Below are 24,539 nucleotides of genomic sequence, written 5' to 3'. Positions count from 1 at the left end.
TATTTGACTTTATTTTTACCTATTTTTTACTTAGGCTATGACATTGTTAGTTTATTAATCATACCAAGAGGAAGGTTCCAATGAAAAAGATCGCCGTTTTACGCTCTTTAGGTGTCATTGGGTTGAGCTGGGCACTTTTTGCTTGTAGCTCATCATCGGATAGCGCCTTGAAAAAACAAGCTTCGGAAACTTGGGACAGCGCAGCTAAAACTGTTGAAATGGCAGGAAAAGATACAGGAAATGCCATTTCTAGTGGCGTGAAAAGCACCGACACTTATATGGATGATTCATCTATTACTGCGGATATTAAAAGTAAGCTCTTAAGTACGAGTGGAATCCCAAGCAATAGCGTCTCAGTGAAAACGATTCAAGGTGTGGTTTACCTCTCAGGTTTCCTTAAATCTAGCGAACAAATAAATCAAGTTGTACAAATCGCCTCGACAGCAAAAGGTGTAAAATCAGTACAAAATGGTTTAGTTCTGGCAGATAAGTAATTTCTTTTAAATGGGCTTTCAATTGAAAGCTCATTTTGCTATTTGCTCTCCCAGAGAAAAGCGGTTTAATGAAAACCAATGTCATTTGATTGATAGTGGGATTGATGAACGAGTCGTCAATGTCAATATAGATAAAGGGTTACTATGGGAAAGCATGTTCCAGTCACTTTAGGCACGATTGAGCCACTCGCATTTTCTGACGAAATTAACGGAGGAAAAACCGCACTTATTTGTGAAGGAGGCGGTCAGCGTGGTATTTTCACTGCGGGTGTATTGGATGAGTTTTTGATAGAAAACTTTAACCCTTTTGATTTGATGATTGGAACCTCTGCAGGCGCTCAAAATCTATCGGCTTATATCTGTGGGCAAGCAGGTTATGCTCGCCGAGTCATTACGCGCTATACCACCAACCTTGATTTTTTTAACCCACTGCGATTCATTCGTGGCGGGAATTTAATCGACCTTGATTGGTTGATTGAAACGACGGCGAAAGAGTTCCCTCTTAATATGGATGCAGGGCTTGAATTGTTAAAGTCTGGGCGTGAATTCTATATGGGAGCAAGCCGTAGTGATGATTTTTCTGCTGAATTTTTACAACCGGATGCGGATTCGTGGTTAGACATCATTCGCGCTTCCAGTGCAATTCCTGGGTTTTATCGGACAGGCGTTGAATTTAGTGGTGTGCGATATCATGATGGTGGAATCAGCGCAGCTATCCCTGTTGAAGAAGCTTATCGGCGTGGTGCTGACACCATTGTTGTAGTTCGTACAGTGCCTTCTCAGATGTATTTTACACCTGAGTGGGTTAAGCGTATGACGCGTTGGTTAGAAGGGGATAATTCGGCGTTACAGCGAATGGCTGCGATGTTAAAAGTTCACTTAAAAAGCTATCGTAAAACCCAAGAGTTTATTGAAAACCCACCTGATGGCGTACAAATTTTTGAAATTTACCCGCCCACACCGCTGAAAAGTAGTGCGTTGGGTAGTAAAATTAGTGCCTTAAATCAAGACTATCATGTAGGTCGTCGTTGTGGACGCTATTTTATTGCTGCATTGGCTCAACAATTTGCCAGTAATGATACGAGTTTTAATCGATTTTCTAAGCGTAGACATTCGTTAGAATTGGCCCATATAGAAGATCAGGAAGAATCCTTACTAGTCGAAAAGGTGGCTGATGTTGTTGGCGCTAACGTTTTGCAAGGTAGCCAAGTGCATGATGGATAATCCTCGTTTTATCGATACCCACTGTCATTTTGATTTTCCTCCATTTAGCGATGCATTGTCAGACAGCTTAGAGAAAGCCGCAGAAGGAGGGATAACAGATATCATTATCCCAACGGTGAGTGCAGATAATTTTCAGCGAGTTTGGAGTCTCTCTCTTGATTATCCCCAGTTGTATGCCGCAATGGGGTTTCATCCCTTGTATTTAAGTCAGTTTCAAGAAGTGCATTTTGAAATGCTGGTAGATTTTTTGGCGCGTAAAAGTAAAAAATGTATCGCTATTGGGGAGATTGGACTCGACCTCTATATGCAAGATCCACAATTTGAGCGCCAACAAATACTGCTTCAGCGTCAACTGAAGTTAGCTAAACAGTTTGACTTACCGATTATCCTGCATTCGAGAAAATCCCATGATCAACTAGCTGCCATGTTACGTCGCCATGATGTTCCTGCTCGTGGTGTGGTGCATGGCTTTGCGGGTAGTCTCTCTCAGGCTGAAAACTTTGTGAAATTGGGATATTACATCGGTGTTGGCGGAACAATCACTTATGAGCGGGCCAATAAAACACGCCAAGTGATGGCACAACTTCCGCTAAGTTGTTTAGTGTTTGAGACTGATGCGCCGGATATGCCTGTATCCGGTTTTCAAGGTGAACCTAATCGACCTGAGCGTATTCAGTGGGTATTTCAGTCTTTATGTGAGCTGCGACACGAATCTGCCGATGAGATAGCACAACAACTTTACAACAATAGTCGGACGTTATTTAATCTAAATCAGACCGAAATGCGCTAATTGATAATTATTTCTTATGTATTTCCATGAGTTACTCAAGTAAAACCATTCAGTTTTTTACCTAATAGACTATCGTATTCGTGCCTTTCCAGACTAAACTGACTGCCTATTGTGATGTTTATCACAATATTTGAATTTATGTTGCTTATTGCACTTTGGATTTGTGATGAATATTGCGGGTTATTAATGATGACTGGTTATAATCATCGAACTAAGACTCGCGGAGCCTTACGAGTTTATTTATACATTAACCTAGAATTAAGTGAACAGGGATACTTCCATGCAACTCATTTTGAGTATTGTTGGGATGGCGGTGCTTATTGCGATAGCCGTTCTTTTCTCCAGCAATCGTCGAGCCATTAGACTTCGTACAGTCGGCGGTGCTTTTTTAATCCAAGTCGCCATTGGTGCATTTGTTCTTTATGTCCCTGCGGGGCGCAGTGTTTTAGAAGGTATGTCTAACGGCGTATCTAAAGTTATCGGTTATGGCCAAGATGGGATGAGCTTTATCTTTGGCGGACTGGTTTCTGACAAAATGTTTGAGTTATTTGGCGGTGGCGGTTTTATCTTTGCTTTCCGTGTATTGCCTATCATCGTGTTCTTCTCATCATTGATTGCAGTCCTGTATTATCTTGGCATCATGCAACTGGTCATCAAAATTCTAGGTGGTGGTCTGCAAAAAGTTCTGGGAACCTCAAGAACCGAGTCTTTATCTGCAACAGCGAATATTTTCGTTGGTCAAACAGAAGCCCCTCTGGTTGTTCGTCCTTATATTTCGACCATGACGACCTCTGAACTATTTGCCATCATGTGTGGTGGTTTAGCCTCTGTAGCGGGCTCTGTCTTAGCTGGTTATGCGCAAATGGGCGTTCCAATGGAGTACCTGATTGCAGCATCCTTCATGGCGGCGCCGGGTGGTTTGCTATTTGCTAAATTAATGGTGCCAGAAACAGAAGTGGCTAGAGATAATGTGGATGCCAAAGATTTAGTCGCTGAGGAAGATCGCCCAACGAATATCATTGATGCCGCAGCATCTGGTGCAGCATCCGGTATGCAGCTGGCTCTGAACGTGGGGGCTATGTTACTCGCGTTTATCGCATTAATCGCTCTGATCAACGGTATTTTAGGTGGCGTCGGTGGTTGGTTTAACTATCCACAATTATCCCTAGAATTATTATTGGGCTGGGTATTTGCGCCAATCGCATACCTTATTGGTGTGCCATGGAGCGAAGCGACCATTGCAGGCTCATTTATTGGTCAAAAAGTCGTTGTAAACGAATTCGTGGCTTTCATGAACTTCGGTGAATATATGAAAGCAGATGCGGATGTGATTGCAGCGGGTAAACAAGTTCTGTCTGATCACTCTAAAGCGATTATTTCTTTCGCACTGTGTGGTTTTGCAAACTTGTCTTCTGTGGCAATTTTGCTGGGTGGCTTAGGTGGAATGGCTCCAAATCGCCGTAGTGATGTAGCTCGTTTAGGTATGAAAGCCGTTATGGCCGGTACGCTCTCTAACTTAATGAGCGCAACCATCGCAGGCTTCTTCTTAACCTTGGCAGCAATGACCGCAATGTAATCCCTCTATTTTGCAGCGGAAGGGCAATTTGTCTTTCCGCTGTCATTTTATTCTGAGATATTCTTTTTCTGTTTTGTATCGTAACTCTTACTTTTTCAACTATCCTTAACGTAATCAATTTATGACGAAGCGGCGGCAGTCAGTATAATGACGGTGAAACAGTGAGTGATTACCTGCTATACTGTGATATTGTTCACGGATATATATTTAATAATGTAACGTTCAGTCGATAAATGTGATTTGTAGCGCATAAAATATCCCAGTTACGTGGTCAAATAGGTATTAGTAAGTTGCCACGGAACTGATAGTTCTTAGAGTCAACTGACTCTAGGGCACCGTGCGGTGAGATGGATCTCAGCTGCTGAGTTTGGAAAACCTAACTAGCATCTTTATGGAACAAGCCCGCTCGCCAACAAAGAACGTATCGTTCTGAAAGAATTAACATCGTTGGAGAGTTATATGACTGATTTAAAAGCAGCAGCGCAACGCGCACTGACCCTGATGGACTTAACCACATTGAATGATGACGACACTGATGCGAAAGTTATCGCACTATGTCATCAGGCAAAAAGCCCTGCAGGCCACACCGCTGCTATCTGTATTTATCCTCGTTTTATTCCTATTGCACGTAAAACATTACGTGAACAAGGAACACCCGATATCCGTATTGCAACTGTCACCAACTTCCCACATGGTAATGATGATATTGAAATTGCATTAGCAGAAACGAAAGCGGCTATCGCTTACGGTGCTGATGAAGTTGATGTTGTTTTCCCTTATCGTGCATTGATGGCAGGGAATGAAAAAATCGGTTTCGATTTAGTGAAAGCATGTAAAGATGCATGTGCAGAAGCAAATGTATTACTGAAAGTAATCATTGAAACAGGCGAATTAAAAGACGCAGATTTAATTCGTAAGGCATCTGAAATTTCAATCAATGCAGGTGCTGATTTTATTAAGACATCGACAGGTAAAGTACCTGTGAATGCCACTTTAGAAAGCGCTGAAATCATGATGCAAGTCATCCATGATATGGGCGTCGCGAAAAGTGTTGGTTTCAAACCTGCTGGCGGTGTTCGTACCGCTGAAGAAGCAGCACAATATTTAGCCTTAGCAAGCAAAATCTTAGGCGACAATTGGGCGGATGCTCGCCATTTCCGTTTTGGGGCATCTAGCTTATTAGCGAACTTATTAAATACGCTAGGATTTGACGTTAAAAAGTCTACTAGCAGCTATTAATAATCGCAGTCATCAGTGATATCAGACTATTGCCCAATCGATTCTGGGCAATAGCAGTGACTGTTTAGCCGAAGAATTCGATGTAAATTAAGGAGCCTATTGTGTTTCTCGCTCAAGAAATTATTCGTAAAAAACGTGATGGCAAATCATTAAGTGAAGAGGAAATTCGTTTCTTCATCAATGGTGTGCGTGATAACACTGTTTCTGAAGGTCAAATTGCTGCCTTAGCAATGACTATCTATTTCAATGACATGACAACGCCTGAACGTGTCGCACTGACGCTCGCAATGCGTGACTCAGGTTCCGTATTAAATTGGAAATCACTGAATCTGAATGGTCCATTAGTGGATAAACACTCCACGGGTGGCGTTGGTGATGTCACTTCATTGATGTTAGGTCCAATGGTCGCGGCTTGCGGTGGTTATGTACCAATGATTTCTGGTCGTGGTTTGGGTCATACGGGTGGAACATTAGATAAGCTTGAAGCCATTCCAGGATTTGATATTTTCCCTGACGATGAACGTTTCCGAGATATTATTAAGCATGTTGGTGTGGCGATTATTGGACAAACTAATTCGTTAGCACCTGCGGATAAACGCTTTTATGCGACCCGTGATATCACAGCTACTGTTGACTCTATCCCACTGATCACTGCCTCTATTTTAGGTAAGAAGTTAGCCGAAGGTTTAGATGCTTTAGTGATGGACGTTAAGGTGGGTTCTGGCGCATTTATGCCAACGTATGAAAAATCAGAGCAACTGGCTGAATCCATTGTTCAAGTGGCGAATGGCGCGGGCTGTAATACCACGGCACTACTAACCGATATGAACGAAGTTCTCGCATCTAGCGCAGGTAACGCTGTCGAAGTCCGTGAAGCCGTCCAGTTCCTGACGGGTGAATACCGTAACCCACGTTTATTTGAAGTTACGATGGCGTTATGTGTTGAAATGTTGGTATCGGGTAAATTGGCAGCTAATCGTGAAGAGGCCCGCCAGAAATTACAAGCGGTACTGGACAACGGTCAAGCCGCTGAAGTATTTGGTCGTATGGTTGCGGCACAAAAAGGTCCAAAAGATTTTGTTGAGAACTACAACAAATATCTGCCAACAGCAGTGCTTAGCAAAGCTGTTTATGCACCACAAGCCGGCATTATCACACAAATGGACACACGAGCACTGGGTATGTCTGTGGTAACGTTAGGTGGTGGTCGTCGTAAAGCAACTGACCCAATCGATTATAGCGTTGGTTTAAGTGAAATCGCAGCATTAGGTAGCAAAGTTGATACCCAAACTCCACTTGCGATTATTCATGCCAATAGCGAAAAATCATGGGAAGATGCGGCGAAAGAAGTTCGTGCTGCTATGATTATTGGGGATAAAGCCCCTGAAGCGACGCCTATGGTCTATCGTCAAATTAGTGAATAAACCGATATCCGCATTTTTCATCGAAAGGTTCGGGTTAGATTGAAGCGATGAACAGATAAGCTGTATCGCAGGAGAATAAATATGAAACGCACATTTATTATGGTATTGGATTCCTTTGGGATCGGTGCTGCGGGTGATGCCCACAAATTCGGTGACGAAGGTTCAAACACACTTGGTCATATCGCAGAAGCTTGTGCTCGCGGTGAAGCTGATAAAGGTCGTAAAGGTCCATTACACCTGCCTAACTTAACAAAATTAGGTTTAGGTAAAGCAGGAGAAGAATCGAGCGGAAAATTCCCTGTGGGTCTGGATCCTAATGCGGAAATCATCGGCGCTTATGGTTATGCAAGCGAGCTTTCTTCAGGTAAAGATACGCCATCAGGTCACTGGGAAATCGCAGGTGTTCCTGTTCTGTTTGACTGGGGCTATTTCGAAAAACATGAAAACAGCTTCCCTCAGGAGCTGTTGGATACACTGGTCGAAAAAGCCAATTTACCGGGTTATTTAGGTAACTGTCACTCATCGGGTACAGTGATCCTTGATGAACTGGGTGAAGAGCACATGAAAACGGGTAAACCGATTTTCTACACCTCTGCGGACTCTGTATTCCAAATCGCGTGCCATGAAGAGACTTATGGTTTAGATAAGCTGTATGAACTGTGCGAAATTGCCCGTGAAGAGTTAACCAAAGGTGGTTACAACATCGGTCGTGTTATTGCGCGTCCATTTGTCGGTGACAAAGCGGGTCATTTTGAGCGTACAGGTAACCGTCATGATTTAGCGGTTGAGCCACCAGCGCCAACTGTTCTGCAAAAATTAGTCGAAGAGAAACAAGGTGAAGTCGTTTCTATCGGTAAAATTGCAGATATTTATGCACACGTCGGTATTACTAAGAAAATCAAAGCAACGGGTATTAACGCGTTATTTGATGCCACTTTAGAAGAGATGAAAATTGCGGGTGATGACACGATTGTTTTCACTAACTTCGTTGATTTTGACTCAGCTTATGGTCACCGTCGTGATGTTGCAGGTTATGCCGCAGCGTTGGAATTATTTGACAGCCGTCTGCCTGAAATGCTGAAACTGGTTAAAGAAGACGACATTCTGATCTTAACTGCAGACCATGGTTGTGACCCAACATGGCCAGGTACTGACCATACTCGTGAGCATATCCCTGTTCTGGTGTATGGACCGAAAGTTAAACCGGGTTCTTTAGGTCACCGTGAAACGTTCTCGGATATTGGTCAGACAGTCGCAAAATATTTTGATTTATCACCAATGGATTACGGTAAGCCTATGTTCTAAGGTCAGTTTCTTTACTGAAACGACCGTAAGGTGATTTAAAAATAAGGCAGGCAACTGCCTTATTTATTGTGAACAATTTTAATGATTAAAAGGGAATACGAATGGCTACTCCACATATTAATGCAGAAATGGGTGATTTCGCTGACGTCGTACTGATGCCGGGTGACCCACTGCGCGCGAAGTACATTGCAGAAACTTTCCTTCAAGACGTCCGTCAGGTTAATAACGTACGTGGTATGTTAGGTTTCACAGGAACTTATAAAGGTCGTAAGATCTCAGTTATGGGTCATGGTATGGGTATTCCTTCATGCTCTATCTATGCGAAAGAGCTGATCACTGATTTTGGTGTTAAAACACTGATCCGTGTAGGTTCATGTGGTGCGGTGATGGATGACGTGAAACTGCGTGATGTGGTTATCGGTATGGGCGCATGCACAGACTCTAAAGTCAACCGCCAGCGTTTTAAAGACCATGACTTTGCTGCAATTGCAGACTATGACTTAGTTCATAACGCAGTTGAAGCAGCAAAAGCGCGTAACGTGAATGTGCGTGTAGGTAACCTGTTCTCTGCGGATTTGTTCTATTCTCCAGATCCAGACATGTTTAAAGTGATGGAAAAATACGGCATTCTGGGTGTAGAAATGGAAGCCGCGGGTATTTATGGTGTTGCTGCTGAGTTTGGTGCTCGTGCACTGACAATCTGCACCGTTTCTGACCATATCAAAACGGGCGAGCAAACTACCTCTGAAGAGCGTCAAACTACGTTCAATGAAATGATTGAAATCGCATTAGATTCAGTTCTGTTAGGCGATAAGTAATCGCTGATTAGAACGCCAATCTGAAGACAAAAATGCCACTTTCGAGTGGCATTTTTTTATCTAATTTTTAGCTTAAAAGCTCACTTTATTATTTATTCACTAAATAAAAATACTACAGTTAATGATAAAAATGGTGATGAGGCTATACCAGCACTGCATTATCCTAATAGGTCGATAGCATGGTCGGGTTCATCTATCATTATATAGGCTGGATATTTTTATTGTGAATCTACCTATTCAGTTCATGGTTTAGAGATACTGAATAGGTAATTGATATAAGGAAGGAATAGACTTACTTTATTCGGCTCATCATAATGGCATCCACATATTCACCATCACGAAAAGCATAATCACGCATCACGCCTTCTTGCTTGAAACCAAACTTTTCATACAGACCCAAGCCACTTCCATTCGCAGCAAAGACTTCCAATTCAATACGATGGACATTCAACCAGTTATCACAGTAGTCCACCATCACTTGCATTAATTGTGAGCCAATTCCTTTGCCTTGATAGGCTTCACTGACCGTAATACCAAAGCTTGCTACATGCCGACGTCGCACTTGTGAGGGTTGATGCACAACCAGTAACCCTACTACGGTTTCATTGATTGTTGCCACAAACTGGGTGACGAGGGGGTCATTCGCACCTAGCCGTGCTTCCCATGTTTTTGTCGTTGGATAAGGGAGTTGTAAAGTATTGGCATAGGCGGAGTAATCCGCATGCATTTGCGTGATTGCAGGAACATCATCTAATGTGGCTCTGCGGATGGTTACGTCACTCATATATAGCTCCTCATTTTTATACCCCATAGTAATCACATTAATGAAATAGCCTGTCAATAGTGGATATTCCTTTATTAAAAATAATAATATATGAGCAACGGTAAATGATATTTTTATTTATTGCTGATTTTCTATTATCTAGATTCTGATAAGTATGAATAAAAGGGAGAGCTATGTTTAGTTCTATAGACAGTAGTCAATATCATAGTAATAAATTAATGAAAGCAATAATTAGACATAAACATAATCAAAAAATTACGGATAAAACCATAAGTAAAATAAAAAAATACACCAATAAAGTGAAAAATACGAGTTCACCAATAAATTTTAAAATTCAAATCACGGCGGCTAAGAGTCAGTTAATTGATGCCCCTAAGAATGAAGAAAAAATCATAAAAATCCTTGATGAAGTTTCTAAAGTATCCAATTTACCCGATGCTAAAGTGGTATCATCAACAAGAAATACGATATTAAAAAATAATCAAATATTATTGGTTAAACAAAATTTAAAAAATTTCTGGGATAATCTCTCTGGGGGGAGAGACAATCGAGTTATTCTTCCAAGGCGTACTGTTGAAGATATTTTTGATCTGAAATGTCATTATGTCTCTAAAAAAACACTAAGAAGAATGAATGAAAAAATAGGTATGCTGATTGAAGATAAACCACAGCATGAAGCAATAAAAGAAATAGAGAATCTACAAGATAAATTAATAGAAAAAAATATTAAGCCTAAAAATCATTTTAAATTAATGAAATCAATGAATAAATTGAAAGAAGAAATAAGTTTGAAGGGAAATGATACTACTGTAATTCAATCGCCAGAAATTAGAGAGGATGAACCCTCACATTTATTACAGGCGGAAATATCGAATAGAATGAAAAATAATGAATTAATTTTTGATTCAAATGAATTGATAGAGTGTTCGCCTGAGTTTAATGATTTGAAAAATGCGGTTAAAGAGCATTTTAAGAATGTCAATGTTGCTGAAGGGATAATTAAAAAAATAACAAGTCATCTGAAGGTGTTAGAAATTGTAGAACCTAGAGAAATAATTAAGGATAAATTATTTTATATAGAAAAGTTGATAGGATTAGATGAGAAATTTTTTGATAAAAAAACAATGGTTCATTATCTAAAAGAACGACTCTCCTTTTCCGTTGAGAATCTTAAAACGTTGTTTAAGGTGTTTACTGAAGAAAGAGCAAAATATTTATTAATACAAAAACAAGCTTTAGTGTATCAGCTGTAAACTAGGAATAAAAAAGGTATTCCACAGACCCAATGCTATCGGGTCTGTGGTTTTTATATCACTAAGGCGTCATCATAAACACTTTCTGATTCTGTCCTAAATATTGTTGAGTCAGTCGGTTGATGTCTTGAATATTGAGCTTATTAATGATCTTCTGCTCTTGGGCAATTTTTTGGAATTGTCCATCATCCGCTGCGACTTGAGCTAAAGCTTCAGTCCAATAACTGGAGCTATCCGTGACTTGGGCATTTTCTGTCAGCCAAATATTTTTGGCTTCGGCTAATTCTTTTTCTGTTACACCTGATTGGCGGAGCTGTGCAACGGTATTCCGTGCAAGTGTAACCATCTCAGACGCGCGCTCAGGCGCGGTAGTAAAATTCAATCGCCCAGAATAGTAGGGCTGTGGTTTTTTCGCTAACATTTGTGAAAAACTCAGCGCATAGATACCACTGGCTTTTTCTCGTAGCTCGCTACGCAGACGCTGGCTAACAATGGTATCAATGAGCTGCAAAGCGAGTTGATCTTGCTGGGACCATTGTGCTGGTGCTGCAAATTGAATACTCACCATACTCTTATCGCTACTACTGATTGGATACTGTTGTTCGAAGCTGGTCATCTTCGGCATAATCCCTTGGTTACGCCAAACTAATTTGCCATCGTGAGCAGGTAAAGACGCCATCCATTGCTCCAATATGGGTTTTAATTCACGCGCATTCATCGCGCCAGTGATCACTAATGTCATGTCTGATGTCGAAGTGAGTAACTGACGGTTAGCCTGCTGAAGTTGCTGGGCAGTAAAGGTTTTCCAAGCACCTTCAGGGGAGATAACCAATAGCTCACCATGTTGGTAACTTTGTTGATTAATATGGTCAAGGAAAGTGCGCTCAACGGGCATTTTCGACAAGTTCAGCGCAAAAGCTTGTTTGTGTTGTTCCAGCTTTTCACCACTAAATTGCGGCGCGGTGAGTTTTAAATTCAGTAATTGTAATGCTGTTTCGAGGTTATCTACGGGGGTTTTACCACGATAACCATGGCTAAGTAGCTCGCTATATGGGCGCACGCTAATCTGATTTTGTTTTGCCAATAACGCTAAATCTCGAGCACTGTAATTTCCATAACCACTGCTTTCTGGTAGCTTCATCGCCCAATCAGTTAACCCTGCGGTTTGTGGCGTTTCAAGTGAACGTCCACCGGGCAGTTGCAAGTTAAATTGAATATCATCTTTCAGGTTTTTATCCGTTTTAACAATCACCTTAATGCCGTTGCTGAGTATCCATTGTTCAGTTTTAGCGATAGGCAATGAAGATTGTTCAGTGATAGACCCTTTTGCTACAACAGGTAATTTCAGGCTAATCGCTTGAGAGCGCAGCGTGAACGGGCCTGGTTGTGTTTGGCGAATACGCTGCCATTGTTCACTGAAGGTCTGCTTATTGACCGCAGTTTCATCCGTATCTGGACCAATCAGCGCTAAGCGAGGTGATGCGGTTTGTAATAAGTTTGCCACATGGCGTTGCAGATCTTGCGGTTTGATGCCTTTCGTTAATTGGTAGCTATTATCCAGTTGTTGGCGTTTGTTCCACATCGGCATCTCATATTCAAGGGCCGTGGTGAGTTGACCTGCAAGATACTCATTGCTGTAACGCTGCTCGGAACCCGCTTGTTGGCTCAGTTTTGCCAACATGGCTTGTTTTGCGGTATTTAATTCTTGCTCAGTCACTGGTTCAGTCGCAAGGCGCTGTAATTCAGTAAATAGCACTTCGGTTGCACCGGTATAATCATTTCCTTTTGGATGGATGATCATTAACTGCTGAAGACGTTGGTTATCCAGCATGGAGCCTTGCTCATTAATACTAATGGACGGCAGAATGCCATTATCAACCATGACTGAGAAACGTTGGTTTAAGATGGCTAGCCATAAATTATCCATCAGATCGTCAGTTTGACCTTGGCGTGTATTCAGCGGTGCAGAGACATTTTTTTGTAATGCAAACTGTACGTATCGTGCTCCCTGTTCCTTATCGAAAACTCCTTGAACTAACATGTTCTTGGAATCAGCAAAGCGCTTCCATTCAGGTGCATCTTGGGAAATTTTGTCTGGCTTAGGTAATGCGAATAAGGTTTTTACATCCTCGCGCACGGCTGAAGAGTTGAAATCACCAATAACCAGTAAACTCATACGTTGAGGTTGGTACCACGTTTTATAGTAAGCTTTGGCTTGCTCAATGGGAGCTTGGCGAACCACATCAAGGGAGCCAATGGGATTGCGCTCCACATAACGGCTGCCGTGATAGCGTAGTTTCTCGAGGCTGTCATTAATACGATAGCCCATGCCTTGGCGTAAACGCCATTCTTCAATAATGACAGGGCGCTCTTTTTCAAATGCGTCGGCATCGAAAGTCATATTGGCTGCCCAATCCGCCATGACTTGCAACCCTGTACGGGTTTGAGCTGGCGTTGCGTTAGGGAGGGAAAGCTTATACAGCGTGCTATTCAGGCTCGTTATGGCATTGACATGGCTACCCAGTTTTAGCCCTTGTTGTTCAAGTTGCTTAAACCCTGTCGTGCCCGGAAAATGTTGCGTTCCTTTAAATGCCATGTGCTCCGTAAAGTGGGCTAAACCTAATTGCTGTTCTGTTTCTTGTAATGAACCCGCATTGACTAACAAACGCAGCTCAACACCCGGTTGATTACGCTGTAGCAGGTAAACTTGTAGCCCATTATCGAGCTGGTAATGCTGTAAATCTTGACGCACTGGCAGTAATTTCTGCTCATCAGATTGTAGAGATGCACTGCTAACACAGCCGCCTAAAAGGGCTGCCACGAAGGCTGCTAATGTGATTTTACGAAGCATATTCAGGGGTTCCTGTCATGAATGGCGTATTCCGCGTGGTTTCAGATAGACGCAGATGCTTATCCGCTAATTGGTCAACAAAGCTTTGATGGCTGACTAACACAATGCTGCTTGTCGGGAGTTGAGCTTTTAGCATTTGCAGTAATGCTAGGGCACTTGGTTCATCAAGGGCGGATGTCATTTCATCCAATAGCATTAATTTAGGTTGGTTAAGCAGCAGTCGTGCAAACATAATTCGCTGCTGTTCACCGCCAGAAAGCCGGTTATTCCAATCAGTTTCTAGTGCGAGTTGTCGATGGAGTTTCTCTAGCCCAACGAGAGTGAGGGCGTGTTTTAGCTCCGTAGGGGTAAATTTGCTGGCATCTTGCGGATAACTCAATAAGTTATCTAAACGGCTAATTGGCAAATAGAGACGCTGTGGAACCCACATCAGATGCTCCGTGCGACTGATTTTGCCATCAAAGAATGGCCAGTGACCGCTTAAAGTACGTAATAAGGTGGATTTACCAATCCCCGAACGACCGGAAATCAGCAGCAATTCTCCTGAGTTCACCTGCAAATTAACGTGATTCAGCAGTGAGCGGTGATCTGCCGTAAATACATGTAATTCAGCGGTTAATGGCGCATTGTTTTCTTCAAGTGTCGCCTCTGGAGTTTTATCGTTTTCGAGTAACACGACGAAGTTATACAGACGAGCGACGGTCGCTTGCCACGCTGCAATTTCTTTATAGGCAAAAATAAACCAGCCCAGAGACGTCGCTACGCTGGTGAAGGCTTGGCGTAGCTGCATTAATCCACCCAACATAATTTCGCCCGCTAAAAATTTAGGTAAAGCTAACAACACTGGGGCGAGGGCGGTCACTTGCTGATAGCCCACGGTATAGAATGATAAGTTTCGTTCACAGCGGATCAACTGGTTCCAGTTACGGATGATTTCGCTAAAGCGAGTCATCAGCTCTTTACGATCTTGTAATTCACCGCGCTGCCCTGCAATGGCATCGCCATGCTGGCGGCAGTTAATCAGCGAGCTACGGTAGTCCGCTTCACGGCGCTGTTTATCCATATGGAGGCGGCGTAATGGGTAACCAATCAATTGGGTTAGTGCGATACCGATGATGGTGTAAATAATACATGCCCAAAACATATAGCCGGGAACGGTCCAATCACTGCCTGCAAAGCTGAAAGAGAGGCTCCCTGAGAGGGTCCATAAAATGGCAGCAAAAGAGATTAACGTCAGCATAGAGTGCAAAAACGTCACAAGCAGATTCAATGTCGACTCGATCAGCAAGCGAATATCTTCCGCAATTCGTTGGTCTGGGTTATCCGGCTCTTGGGACGTTAATCTCAGCATGTAATGCTTACTATTTTGGGATAACCAGCGACCGAGCACTTGCTCAGTCATGCCTTTACGCCAGCGAATAATCAGCATTTGCTTGAGGTAATTTCCCATGACGACCACAAAGATCAGTCCACTGACTAGAATCACAAAATATTGCAGTAGTCCATAAAGTGCTTGCCCATCCAGCTTTTGCAGCGCGTTATAAAAGTCGCCATTCCACATGTTCATTTTGACATTGAACCACACGGAAGAGAGGGTAAGCCCTAATGAGGCAAATAGCAGCACCCAGCACAAAAGGGCAGCTCGCTGCCCCCAAAAAGGTTTTACTAAATAAAGAAATTGTTTAATGGTCTTCATGACTCGATTTCTTGGTTATGGTGTTTAACATTGCTCACAGTAATCACTTAGAGGTCATAATTCACTTGTAGCCAGAATTGACGACCTGGATCATAAGATTTAATGGCTCGGTCATTGAACATAAAGCGATCTGCAATATTTTTGTTATTCAATACGTTATTGACTTCAACAGAGAAACCAAAGCCGTAAGCAAAGTCAGGTTTCCAGCCTAGGCGGGTATCCCATGTGTATTTGCTCGCGAAGTTTTGCTTGGTGTATTTGCGTAATTGACCGTTTTCTGGATCGGAATAGTAAGCGTTGTCATAACGAACTGCTTGGTCACGAGAACCCCACCATTGCAGGCGGTTGTACCATGTGACGTCATACTCATCCCATACACTGGTGAGTTCAAGGTTAAGCTTAATCGGGGAGTTAAAGCTGGTAGAGGGTAATTTTGAGGCATCAATGACTTTTCCGTCATACCACACTTTATTGAGATTGACTTTGTTGCCGGGGTCGAAAGCGTTATAGCCAGCATCTTTTGGCGTATTGCTTTCACTTTGTTGCCAAGTGAATGAGGCATTCATGACGTGAGAGGCTTCAGCCCATTCCCATGGTTGGCTATTTTTAACGGACAGTGTAACGGTATCGTGAGAACTGCGTCCGCCATTATCGTACATACGGATGCTACGTTTATCTTCATCGCGGCTATTGTATTTGGTGCGGGTGCGAACTTCATCATAGCCTTCACGGTGAACATACTGTAAGCGCCAAGTCGTCGATAAGATTTCTTGTTGCAGTGCGAGCGTTAATTCATCGTTGTAAGGTGTTTTAAGAGAATCGATACCTTCGTAGTCGCGAGCATCATTCCAGTCATTTTTATTAGGATCGACATCGCACGAGACGGTACAGTTTTGCATGCCCGCATTCTGCGCCCCATATAGAGCGTAAGTTAGCATTGAGCGACCATAATAACGGTTCGCACCTGCAATGAGCAGGGTTTGATTATCGCCAAACAGGTCATACGTTCCGGAAAGTCGTGGGGCAACATTGGTTCGATTGACAAAATCATCTCTATCTAAACGTAAGCCAGGACGTAGCGTTAATTGACCATATTGCAGATTATCATCGAGGAAGATGGCGTAATTGGTGTAATCGGCCGAGTGGGTACCGGCTTGGAATCGTGTGATATTTTGGGCTGAGCCAATATATTCTATATAGTCAGCAATGCCGATAAAACGGTAACGATAATAATCTTTATCGCGTTTATAGGTTCCTTTAGTGTATGCAACCTCAGAGCCTAATGTGGGTTGATGTGTTATCCCGAGTCCATCAGTCATCGTATTTAAGCGCATCACCGCTTTTGCTGAGTGTACTCGTTGCTCCGTTGTTAAATCACCTTGACCACCGCTACGTAATGATTGTGGATTTTTCCAATCACTGTAATCCAGTAATTCAACATAGTCTTTTTGATCGTTTTTACGGTCATCTTTGAGATCTTGGGTATTTGCCGTTAATTCCAATTTCCCGATATCGAATTCATGTTTGAATACACCCGTAAATCCCAGACCATCATGGGTACTGTCATAACCTGAATTTAATACTGAGCTGGCGAACAGGTAACTGTCGTATTTTGCGTAGTTGATGGACAGGTCGACAGAATCTCGCGGCGTCAGATCCATCGTATACTTCAGGAAAAAGTTATCTGAGTCGCGGCGCTGCTTTCTCGTGCCTTCAGGGGAGTAAATCTCTTCAAGCTGACCTTCTCCATTGAGTGTGACCCCTGTCCCACCCGTCACCGTCATCGGAATGGTTGAGCTACGGCGAGACGCCGAGAACACCACGCCTGAATTTTCCGTTACTCCGAGTTCAAACCAGCCACCAAAATCATTTTTATCGTAGCGATTTTGGAAACGAGCAGGATTGGCGGTATCGTTTTTGGTGGTATCAATAGCTTGGGTTGAATCGTGGAACAGGTTATTCCAACCAGAACGGGTTAAGCGGTAATAGGCATGGGCGCTATTCTCACCTTGCCAGCGGCGGCTATTCACTTCAACGGTGCCTCCCGTAAAGCCACCAAATTCCACGGGAATATTGTTATCGTAAACCGCCATGCTATCAATTAAACGGCTATCGATGTAAATCCCTTGATCGCTACTGCTTAATCGCGTTGCGGTTTCCCCTAAGCCACTGTCAGCAGGGTCAAAGTCATTATTGAAGCTGATCCCATCAAGCCGATAGGCGTTTTGATAGCTGCTGGAACCATGGATCGAAATACGCGAAGGCTTGATCTCTCCTTGGTTCATTGAGTTGCTATCATTATTCGCAAACTGCACTGCGGGGTTCGTTTTCATTAAATCTGTGATATTGCCGTCACCTGTATTTTTTTGGCTGATCTCTTCTGAGGTGACGTATTGCGGTGCGGACATAACATCCATCGCAGGATGATTTTGAACCACGCCGGATACTTGGGTTTCAGGTAGAACTAACGTACCTTGATTTAAATTCTGGGGGCGAATAACCAGCATACCGTTTTCGTTAACCAGCTCTAACCCGCTACCAATAAGAATTTTTTGTAATGCGGTTTGTGGGGTATAGCTGCCAGAAAGGGCGGGGGCGCGCAGACCGTTCAGTTGGCTTTTGTCATACAGGAGTGACACTTGACCTTGACGGCTAATTTGCTCAATTGTGCTCGCTAGCCCTTGCTCTGGTAGTGAAAAGCTGATTTCTTGGGCGATAGCAGATTGGCTGACTAAGGCACTGGTGACCGCCAGTGACAGCGCAATCGGCTTGAATCGACCGAGTGTGAATTGAATTGCCATGGATATCCCTTATTCTTAAGCTGCACAAAAAGCGTGCTAAAAAGTAGTCAATAAAAATGAAGCTACTTAAGAAGAGGGTGAAATGAGAATTATCCTCACCTGTAAATGAAAATATTTTTCATTTATTTTTTTTGTTTTGGATAATCAAAAGGTTATTTTTATCCTGATACACCACTTGCACAGGAAGGAGGGCTGGAAGTGCCTGAAAAAAGGCATCTGGCTGCTGGAGATTGATGCGCCCAGAGATTTTTTGGTTTGCTAAGCTACTTGGAGAGAGCTCAACCTGAAAGTTGGAATAGGTTTTTAACTCGGATAGCACCTCGGAAAGGGGTTTATCCACAAAGGTTAATTCCCCAAAACGCCATCTTGCGACATCTTGAGGCGTCACTGAGTTAAGGGCGATTTTGCTGTTGATACTTGAGCTCAATGCACCTTGCCCTGCGAGCAATAACACAGTCTTTTGGTCTTTGAGGCTCTGAAAGCTAACAATCCCTTGACTGACATTAACCGCGACTTGCTCGCCTTTTTTATTCACTTCAAATTCCGTTCCTACAACCTGAATACGTCGCTGATCCACATTGATGACAAATGGGCGATAAGGGTTCGATTTGACTTTAAAGTAAGCGGAACCATGGTCTAGATAAAGCTGGCGGATGGGGGTTTCATACGCCACTCGGATGCGGGTATCACGATTGAGAAATAGCACAGAGCCATCAGATAACGTCACTTCTTTGGTTGAATCCGTCGAAACTAATGTCATATTGTTCAATAGCATGGATGGCAGCTGGCTATAAGGTAAGAACAAAACTACCGCAATAAAACAGGCGGCAACAACATGACCGAGTGGTTTCCAAAATGATGATAATCTGAATGTTGATGTCGTGGTTTTGGTCGGTGCCGGGCGTGGAACTTTTTCAATATCTTGCCAAATACTCGCCATTGCCTCATAGGCATCTGCATGTGCTTTTGACGCTCGCAGCCAAACTTTAAATGCTTGAGATTGTTGATCACTAAGTTGCTGACTGTGCATGCGCGTAAACCACAGTGCCGCCTCTTCGTCGATGCGTTGTTGCTCGACTAACGGGGTATTATCAGGCTGCTGGGTTTGATTCTCTGCCATTAGGGATGCTTGCTCTGGTCGTCAAGATGTTTCTTACAATGCACTAATGCTGCGGCAATATGCTTTTCCACCATACTGATGGAGATTTCCATACGCTCAGCAATCTCACTTTGAGATAACCCATCAAAGCGATACAGCAAAAAAGCTTCTCTGCGACGTGGGGGCAAAAGATCAATGGCCTCACTTAGCCGAGCAATTCGCTGCTGGTGCTCTAAAATTTCACTCGGATCTTCCGTGGTTTGTTCAAAATTTTGCTCATGGGATACTTCATCAATCGAGGTATGGGACTGGCTCTGTTGATGATTGCGTCGCCAATGGTCAATCAGCACATTGCTGGCAATTTTGAACAAATAAGCACGGTTCTCCTTCACAGGATCCTGTGCTTTACGGTTTAGCCATAGTGTAAACACATCCTGTGATAAATCATCCGCATCGTTACTATTACCTAGTCGACTGCGGAAAAATCGCACAAGTTGACCATAGGTTGATTGATATGCCCCACTGATCTTGCGGGCAAGGGATTTATCGATAGTCATTGTCTGGTGTCAAAAGTAAAAATGGTTTAATAATGAGCTCAAATTGACTTTATAAATTAAATCAATACCTTGTAGTTATTATTGTTATTTTATTAATAATAATGAATATCATTTTGATTTGTATTATGCCTATAATCTGCGAAAAATAAAGATGTGAGGCAAAATATGAACAGCAGTGTGGGGCAGCTGGGAAGCCCAATTTTTCGCCCTGTGGGTGGTTTATTTGTGAGTCTTGTTTTCCATGGGATCTTGGCAATGATTTTTATTGGATGGTTTACGTCAAACCTACCAAAAACGGGGGTTTTGCCACCTGCAATCTCTTTGCAATTAGGGCTTTATCAGCTGGAACAGCAGAATGAGCCTGAAGTGAATAATGCGCCCAAGCAACAGATGGCAACGCGTGAAGAAGTTGAGCCTGAAGTGGTTGAAAAAATAGAAAAACTACCTCAGACACCCCTTGTTGATAATGGAACGTTAACCCGTGTAACGGAGAAAAAACGCCCACCGAAGAAAAAGCCTGTTCAAGAGAAAAAAATGGTTGAAGAAGCCCCAGCTTCTACCCAAGAATCTGAAGTTACTTCAGTTCCAACCTCAGGTAGCGCTTCCAATAGCAGCGCCAATTTTTCTAGCAGTGCTGCTGCTCCTGTCAGTGGTCACCATGGATGGGAAAGCGAGGTTCATCAACGTTTAGCTAAGGCAAAGCGCTATCCTCGTGCTGCATTGCGCTTTCGTTCAACGGGTGTTTCACAGGTCAAAATTATCGTGGATAATCAAGGGCAGTTAGTCAGCGCGAGCTTGGTTAATTCATCGGGTACGAAGATCCTGGATAAAGAAGCACTCGAAACTATCCAACGTGCGGCACCGTTTCCAATGCCACCTGAATCCTTGCTTGCAAATGGTAAAGTGGAGCTTATTGCGCCGATCGTGTTTGATACTACGTCGATCTAGATAGAATTTACTATTTTGCTGAAAATTTACGAGCGACCCTTCTTGGTCGATGGGGGCTAGGCACTTTACGCCTTTTTGCACGTGGTGGTTTGATGGAGGGGCTTCGAGAATCCGTTGCCCCTTTGCTGCTTTGGAGCAGTAATTCACTTTCTTCTTCACTTTCCACGGGTTCAACGATTAACGGCTGTTGCTGACCTTTCTTTTTCTTCAAGCGCATCAGGGTATTCGCCAAAATAAACCCAATACATAAAGATAATAGAATGAACACCCGCATAATATTGGTGGTGTTATCCGCTTGTTGAAGGTCTGTAGTGAGCGATTCGGTATCAATGGTAAGACGTAAATAACCATTAGGTTCTTTAGCGCCTTGGACTGGGATCACTAATTGGTAGTGAAAATTCTGTAGTCCCGTGTTGCCTTCAAGGGAAAGTCGTTCTTTGACGGTGGTGCTTTCTCCAACTTGTGTGACTAACGTCCCTGCCGCAGTATATAAACTGGCATCCAAAATATATTGGTCTTTCGCGAGATGATTTAAATTGGCATTAATTCGCTCTAAATTAAAATCTTTGCTGCCGGGAACCATATAATCAGATAAGCTGAAAGCCACTTGCTCAGCGAGTACTTGAGTTAATTGCTTAAATTGTTCTAACCGGCTTTGGCTTTGGCTATAACCTAAATATGAAACCCCATGCATTAAGAAGGTGATTAATGCAATACAAACAATGACAATAACGGTTTTGTGCAGTCTAAAAGGGAGTTTCATAGAAATCATCGTGCTCTTTGTCTGTTTTATAGCAATAAGCCAAGTCATGAAGCGTTAACTTGCTGGGAAATTTAAGTATAGTAATTTTATACAGGGTATACATTATAAAAAAAAGTTGTGTCCACTACAGGAGCTAATTTTCATGCCAACGAGTTTGACCTATTGTTATCTGCCTGATGAAATTCAAAAATGGCCGGGTTTACCACTGTCATTAAGTGGTGAAGAAGTGATGCCATTAGATTATCGTGCAGGGGACACTGGGTGGCTGTTATATGGTCGCGGTTTAGATAAAGCGCGAATTAGTGATTTCCAACAGCGTTTAGGGATTGCGATAGTGATCGTTTCCTCTTGGCGCATCGATGATTACCAAGTTGTACGCATTGCCGGTAGCATCACGCCGCGGATCAAAAAATTGGCAGATGAAAGCCAGCTTGATGTTGTGCCATTAGGGAAAATTCCGCGTCTACGTTCCCCAGGGATCTTACTCATGGACATGGACTCAACTGCGATTCAAATCGAATGTATCGATGAAATTGCCCGTCTTGCCGGTGTTGGCGATCAAGTTGCAGATGTGACCGAGCGCGCCATGCAAGGGGAGCTCGATTTTACCGAAAGTCTGCGGGCTCGTGTGGCACTGCTAGAAGGTGCCGATGCAGCCATTCTTGACCAAGTCCTCGAAAATTTACCGCTAATGCCGGGTCTCACTAGCTTAGTGCGCAAGTTGCAAGCGATGGACTGGCATATTGCAATTGCCTCTGGTGGATTTACTTTCTTTGCCGATAACCTGCGTCAGCGATTAAAGCTAGTTGCTGCGGTTGCCAACCAACTCGAAGTCAAAAATGGCAAACTGACAGGTAAAGTGAAAGGGGCGATTGTTGATGCAAAATATAAAGCGCAAACCCTCGTCAAATTAGCGGAAAAGCTAAACATTCCTATAGAACAAACAGTTGCTATCGGCGATGGTGCAAACGACCTGAAAATGCTCAGAAAAGCAGGGTTAGGCATTGCATATCATGCGAAGCCAAAAGTCTATGCAAGGGCAAAGGTTGGGATCAAGCATGCGGATCTGATGGGTGTCCTGTGCGTCCTCAGTGGGGGGCTCAAGCACGAAGAGCGCTAATTTTCGTCATATTTCACGCTACGACGTTGTTGGCTGCTTTCGGCTACTCGGGTCACATACTTGTGTATGCTCCCCGAGATATCCTCACTTGCCGCCTAGTCGTAGCGCGAACTATTTAGAAAATGGGTGGAATTTCGTCATATTTCGGGTTGTAGGGGTGTTGGCTGCTTTCGGCTATCCTAGTCACATACTTGTGTATGCTCTTAGGAATACCCTCAATTGCCGCCTACCAACAACGCCGAACTATTTAGAAAATTTGTGGAAGATATAAACCAAAGAATTTAAGAAAAAGAAAGTCAAAGATATAGATAATTAACGAGTTTGGTGTTTTTTATTGGGTGATTAAGGAGTGGCTGTGGCGAAAGGTGCAAAAAGAGCATTTGTGTGTAATGAGTGTGGGGCGGATTATCCGCGCTGGCAAGGGCAATGTAGTGCCTGTAATGCATGGAATACCATTACGGAAGTGCGCTTGGCATCGACGGCAGCGGCTCGTACCGATAGGCTGACGGGCTATGCCGGCAATGCTGCAGGCGTGAGTAAGGTCCAAAAACTGTCGGAGATTAGCCTTGAAGAATTACCGCGCTTTACCACCGGTTTTAAAGAGTTTGACCGAGTGCTGGGTGGCGGGGTTGTACCGGGTAGCGCCATCCTCATTGGGGGGAACCCAGGTGCAGGTAAAAGTACTTTGCTGCTGCAAACCATGTGTTTGCTATCACGAGACATGAAAACCCTCTATGTCACAGGGGAGGAATCATTGCAGCAAGTGGCAATGCGTGCCCATCGATTAGGGTTACCCACCGATACACTCAATATGTTGTCAGAAACTAGCATTGAACAAATCTGCCTGACAGCGGAACAAGAACAGCCCAAGTTGATGGTGATCGATTCTATCCAAGTTATGCACATGGCAGACATTCAATCCTCACCGGGTAGTGTGGCGCAAGTTCGTGAAACCGCCGCCTATTTAACGCGCTTCGCCAAAACTCGCGGTGTGGCGATTATTATGGTGGGTCACGTTACAAAAGATGGTTCACTCGCGGGACCTAAAGTGCTTGAGCACTGTATTGACTGTTCCATCATGCTCGATGGTGATGCAGATAACCGTTTTCGTACCTTACGTAGCCACAAAAACCGCTTTGGGGCGGTGAATGAGCTTGGGGTATTTGCTATGACCGAACAGGGTCTAAAAGAGGTGAGTAACCCATCGGCAATTTTCTTAAGTCGTGGAGATGAAATCACATCGGGAAGCTCCGTGATGGTGGTATGGGAAGGAACTCGCCCACTGTTGGTGGAGATTCAAGCACTGGTTGATCACTCTATGATGTCCAATCCACGCCGTGTTGCGGTTGGTTTAGAACAGAACCGTTTAGCTATTTTGCTGGCGGTACTGCATCGCCATGGCGGATTGCAAATGTCTGACCAAGACGTATTTGTTAACGTAGTGGGTGGTGTTAAAGTCACCGAAACCAGTGCCGACCTCGCGCTGCTATTATCGTTGGTTTCAAGTTTTCGTGATCGCCCATTACCCCGTGATCTCGTCGTATTCGGCGAAGTGGGGCTCGCAGGCGAAATTCGCCCTGTACCGAGTGGGCAAGAACGTATCTCTGAAGCGGCAAAACATGGCTTCAAACGCGCCATTGTTCCTCATGCGAATATGCCGAAAAAGTTACCTGCCGATATGAAGGTGTATGGTGTGAAGAAATTAGCGGATGCGTTAAGCGTCATGGATGAGTTTTGAATCATTTAGATAATGATGAGATAGCGAGAGAAAAGGTTCCCTGCTAAAAGGGACTTAAA

The 24,539-nt window shown here is 43.4% G+C and carries 19 protein-coding genes; 12 read left to right on the top strand and 7 right to left on the bottom strand.

Going from position 1 to position 24,539, the window contains the following annotated elements; translation table 11 throughout:
* Positions 1–80 precede the first annotated feature (80 nt).
* The 8 genes from PR766_RS03230 to deoD all read left to right on the top strand — a co-directional run bounded on the left by PR766_RS03230 (position 81) and on the right by deoD (position 8,870).
* Positions 81–494: a BON domain-containing protein gene (locus PR766_RS03230; protein ID WP_006657098.1), complete on the top strand. Its 414-nt coding sequence runs from the start codon at positions 81–83 to the stop codon at positions 492–494.
* A gap of 144 nt (positions 495–638) precedes the next feature.
* Positions 639–1,718 carry a patatin-like phospholipase family protein gene (locus PR766_RS03225; protein ID WP_006657100.1) on the top strand — a complete coding sequence of 360 codons (1,080 nt, stop codon included), beginning with the start codon at positions 639–641 and terminating at the stop codon, positions 1,716–1,718.
* Entirely contained in the window at positions 1,708–2,508 is an 801-nt protein-coding gene (locus PR766_RS03220) for a TatD family hydrolase (protein ID WP_006657101.1), read from the top strand. The genes PR766_RS03225 and PR766_RS03220 overlap by 11 nt, the downstream gene beginning before the upstream one ends.
* A 280-nt stretch (positions 2,509–2,788) precedes the next feature.
* Positions 2,789–4,084: a NupC/NupG family nucleoside CNT transporter gene (locus PR766_RS03215; protein ID WP_006657102.1), complete on the top strand. Its 1,296-nt coding sequence runs from the start codon at positions 2,789–2,791 to the stop codon at positions 4,082–4,084.
* 459 nt (positions 4,085–4,543) lie between these two features.
* Positions 4,544–5,323 (top strand): deoxyribose-phosphate aldolase, encoded by a 780-nt coding sequence (deoC, locus tag PR766_RS03210; protein ID WP_006657103.1) that lies wholly within the window; start codon positions 4,544–4,546, stop codon positions 5,321–5,323.
* 101 nt (positions 5,324–5,424) lie between these two features.
* Positions 5,425–6,747: a thymidine phosphorylase gene (gene deoA / locus PR766_RS03205; protein ID WP_006662838.1), complete on the top strand. Its 1,323-nt coding sequence runs from the start codon at positions 5,425–5,427 to the stop codon at positions 6,745–6,747.
* Between the two features lie 81 nt (positions 6,748–6,828).
* Positions 6,829–8,052, top strand: coding sequence for a phosphopentomutase (gene deoB, locus PR766_RS03200; protein ID WP_006662837.1), 1,224 nt, complete (start codon positions 6,829–6,831; stop codon positions 8,050–8,052).
* A 101-nt stretch (positions 8,053–8,153) separates the two neighbouring features.
* The gene (gene deoD, locus PR766_RS03195) at positions 8,154–8,870 is read left to right on the top strand and encodes a purine-nucleoside phosphorylase (RefSeq protein WP_006657106.1); all 717 of its coding nucleotides are present in this window, start codon (positions 8,154–8,156) and stop codon (positions 8,868–8,870) included.
* A 292-nt stretch (positions 8,871–9,162) separates the two neighbouring features.
* On the opposite strand, the gene PR766_RS03190 is transcribed toward deoD, so the two are convergent.
* A complete protein-coding gene (locus PR766_RS03190; protein ID WP_006662836.1) occupies positions 9,163–9,654 on the bottom strand; it encodes a GNAT family N-acetyltransferase in 492 nt (163 codons plus the stop codon).
* Between the two features lie 173 nt (positions 9,655–9,827).
* Between PR766_RS03190 and PR766_RS03185 the strand changes: the two genes are divergently transcribed.
* On the top strand, positions 9,828–10,907 hold the full coding sequence (locus PR766_RS03185; protein WP_051420280.1) for a hypothetical protein: 1,080 nt from the start codon (positions 9,828–9,830) through the stop codon (positions 10,905–10,907).
* A 61-nt stretch (positions 10,908–10,968) separates the two neighbouring features.
* Here PR766_RS03185 and PR766_RS03180 read toward each other — a convergent pair whose 3' ends face one another.
* From PR766_RS03180 to PR766_RS03160, 5 genes are all read right to left on the bottom strand, one after another.
* Positions 10,969–13,758 carry a M16 family metallopeptidase gene (locus tag PR766_RS03180; protein WP_154636315.1) on the bottom strand — a complete coding sequence of 930 codons (2,790 nt, stop codon included), beginning with the start codon at positions 13,756–13,758 and terminating at the stop codon, positions 10,969–10,971.
* Positions 13,748–15,454, bottom strand: coding sequence for an ABC transporter ATP-binding protein/permease (locus PR766_RS03175; protein WP_006662833.1), 1,707 nt, complete (start codon positions 15,452–15,454; stop codon positions 13,748–13,750). Before PR766_RS03175 ends, PR766_RS03180 begins: the two co-directional genes overlap by 11 nt.
* Positions 15,455–15,501: 47 nt before the next feature.
* Entirely contained in the window at positions 15,502–18,255 is a 2,754-nt protein-coding gene (locus PR766_RS03170) for a TonB-dependent receptor (RefSeq protein ID WP_154636316.1), read from the bottom strand.
* A gap of 118 nt (positions 18,256–18,373) precedes the next feature.
* Complete coding sequence (locus PR766_RS03165) at positions 18,374–19,375, bottom strand: FecR family protein (RefSeq protein ID WP_154636317.1); 1,002 nt, start codon at positions 19,373–19,375, stop codon at positions 18,374–18,376.
* Positions 19,375–19,911 carry an RNA polymerase sigma factor gene (locus PR766_RS03160; RefSeq protein ID WP_154636318.1) on the bottom strand — a complete coding sequence of 179 codons (537 nt, stop codon included), beginning with the start codon at positions 19,909–19,911 and terminating at the stop codon, positions 19,375–19,377. Before PR766_RS03160 ends, PR766_RS03165 begins: the two co-directional genes overlap by 1 nt.
* A 165-nt stretch (positions 19,912–20,076) precedes the next feature.
* On the opposite strand from PR766_RS03160, the gene PR766_RS03155 reads away from it, so the two are divergent.
* A complete protein-coding gene (locus tag PR766_RS03155) occupies positions 20,077–20,859 on the top strand; it encodes an energy transducer TonB (RefSeq protein WP_036978404.1) in 783 nt (260 codons plus the stop codon).
* Positions 20,860–20,869: 10 nt separating this feature from the next.
* Here PR766_RS03155 and PR766_RS03150 read toward each other — a convergent pair whose 3' ends face one another.
* Entirely contained in the window at positions 20,870–21,622 is a 753-nt protein-coding gene (locus tag PR766_RS03150; protein WP_112860352.1) for an AhpA/YtjB family protein, read from the bottom strand.
* 142 nt (positions 21,623–21,764) lie between these two features.
* On the opposite strand from PR766_RS03150, the gene serB reads away from it, so the two are divergent.
* Together serB and radA are read left to right on the top strand one after the other, a co-directional pair.
* On the top strand, positions 21,765–22,742 hold the full coding sequence (gene serB, locus PR766_RS03145; RefSeq protein WP_006662828.1) for a phosphoserine phosphatase: 978 nt from the start codon (positions 21,765–21,767) through the stop codon (positions 22,740–22,742).
* Between the two features lie 355 nt (positions 22,743–23,097).
* Positions 23,098–24,480: a DNA repair protein RadA gene (gene radA, locus PR766_RS03140; protein WP_006662827.1), complete on the top strand. Its 1,383-nt coding sequence runs from the start codon at positions 23,098–23,100 to the stop codon at positions 24,478–24,480.
* Positions 24,481–24,539 lie beyond the last annotated feature (59 nt).

This window comes from Providencia sp. PROV208 (genome assembly GCF_028479465.1).
Lineage (GTDB): Bacteria > Pseudomonadota > Gammaproteobacteria > Enterobacterales > Enterobacteriaceae > Providencia > Providencia alcalifaciens.
This window is presented reverse-complemented; position numbering and strand designations above follow the sequence as displayed.

Bases quoted from the DNA above. Each gene is read 5' to 3' on its own strand.
- PR766_RS03155 (WP_036978404.1), top strand. From the start codon at position 20,077: ATGAACAGCAGTGTGGGGCAGCTGGGAAGCCCAATTTTTCGCCCTGTG.
- PR766_RS03150 (WP_112860352.1), bottom strand. From the start codon at position 21,622: ATGAAACTCCCTTTTAGACTGCACAAAACCGTTATTGTCATTGTTTGT.
- PR766_RS03180 (WP_154636315.1), bottom strand. From the start codon at position 13,758: ATGCTTCGTAAAATCACATTAGCAGCCTTCGTGGCAGCCCTTTTAGGC.
- PR766_RS03190 (WP_006662836.1), bottom strand. From the start codon at position 9,654: ATGAGTGACGTAACCATCCGCAGAGCCACATTAGATGATGTTCCTGCA.
- PR766_RS03170 (WP_154636316.1), bottom strand. From the start codon at position 18,255: ATGGCAATTCAATTCACACTCGGTCGATTCAAGCCGATTGCGCTGTCA.
- PR766_RS03230 (WP_006657098.1), top strand. From the start codon at position 81: ATGAAAAAGATCGCCGTTTTACGCTCTTTAGGTGTCATTGGGTTGAGC.
- PR766_RS03220 (WP_006657101.1), top strand. From the start codon at position 1,708: ATGATGGATAATCCTCGTTTTATCGATACCCACTGTCATTTTGATTTT.
- deoC (WP_006657103.1), top strand. From the start codon at position 4,544: ATGACTGATTTAAAAGCAGCAGCGCAACGCGCACTGACCCTGATGGAC.
- PR766_RS03160 (WP_154636318.1), bottom strand. From the start codon at position 19,911: ATGACTATCGATAAATCCCTTGCCCGCAAGATCAGTGGGGCATATCAA.
- PR766_RS03185 (WP_051420280.1), top strand. From the start codon at position 9,828: ATGTTTAGTTCTATAGACAGTAGTCAATATCATAGTAATAAATTAATG.
- deoD (WP_006657106.1), top strand. From the start codon at position 8,154: ATGGCTACTCCACATATTAATGCAGAAATGGGTGATTTCGCTGACGTC.
- serB (WP_006662828.1), top strand. From the start codon at position 21,765: ATGCCAACGAGTTTGACCTATTGTTATCTGCCTGATGAAATTCAAAAA.
- PR766_RS03225 (WP_006657100.1), top strand. From the start codon at position 639: ATGGGAAAGCATGTTCCAGTCACTTTAGGCACGATTGAGCCACTCGCA.
- PR766_RS03165 (WP_154636317.1), bottom strand. From the start codon at position 19,375: ATGGCAGAGAATCAAACCCAGCAGCCTGATAATACCCCGTTAGTCGAG.
- deoB (WP_006662837.1), top strand. From the start codon at position 6,829: ATGAAACGCACATTTATTATGGTATTGGATTCCTTTGGGATCGGTGCT.
- PR766_RS03215 (WP_006657102.1), top strand. From the start codon at position 2,789: ATGCAACTCATTTTGAGTATTGTTGGGATGGCGGTGCTTATTGCGATA.
- PR766_RS03175 (WP_006662833.1), bottom strand. From the start codon at position 15,454: ATGAAGACCATTAAACAATTTCTTTATTTAGTAAAACCTTTTTGGGGG.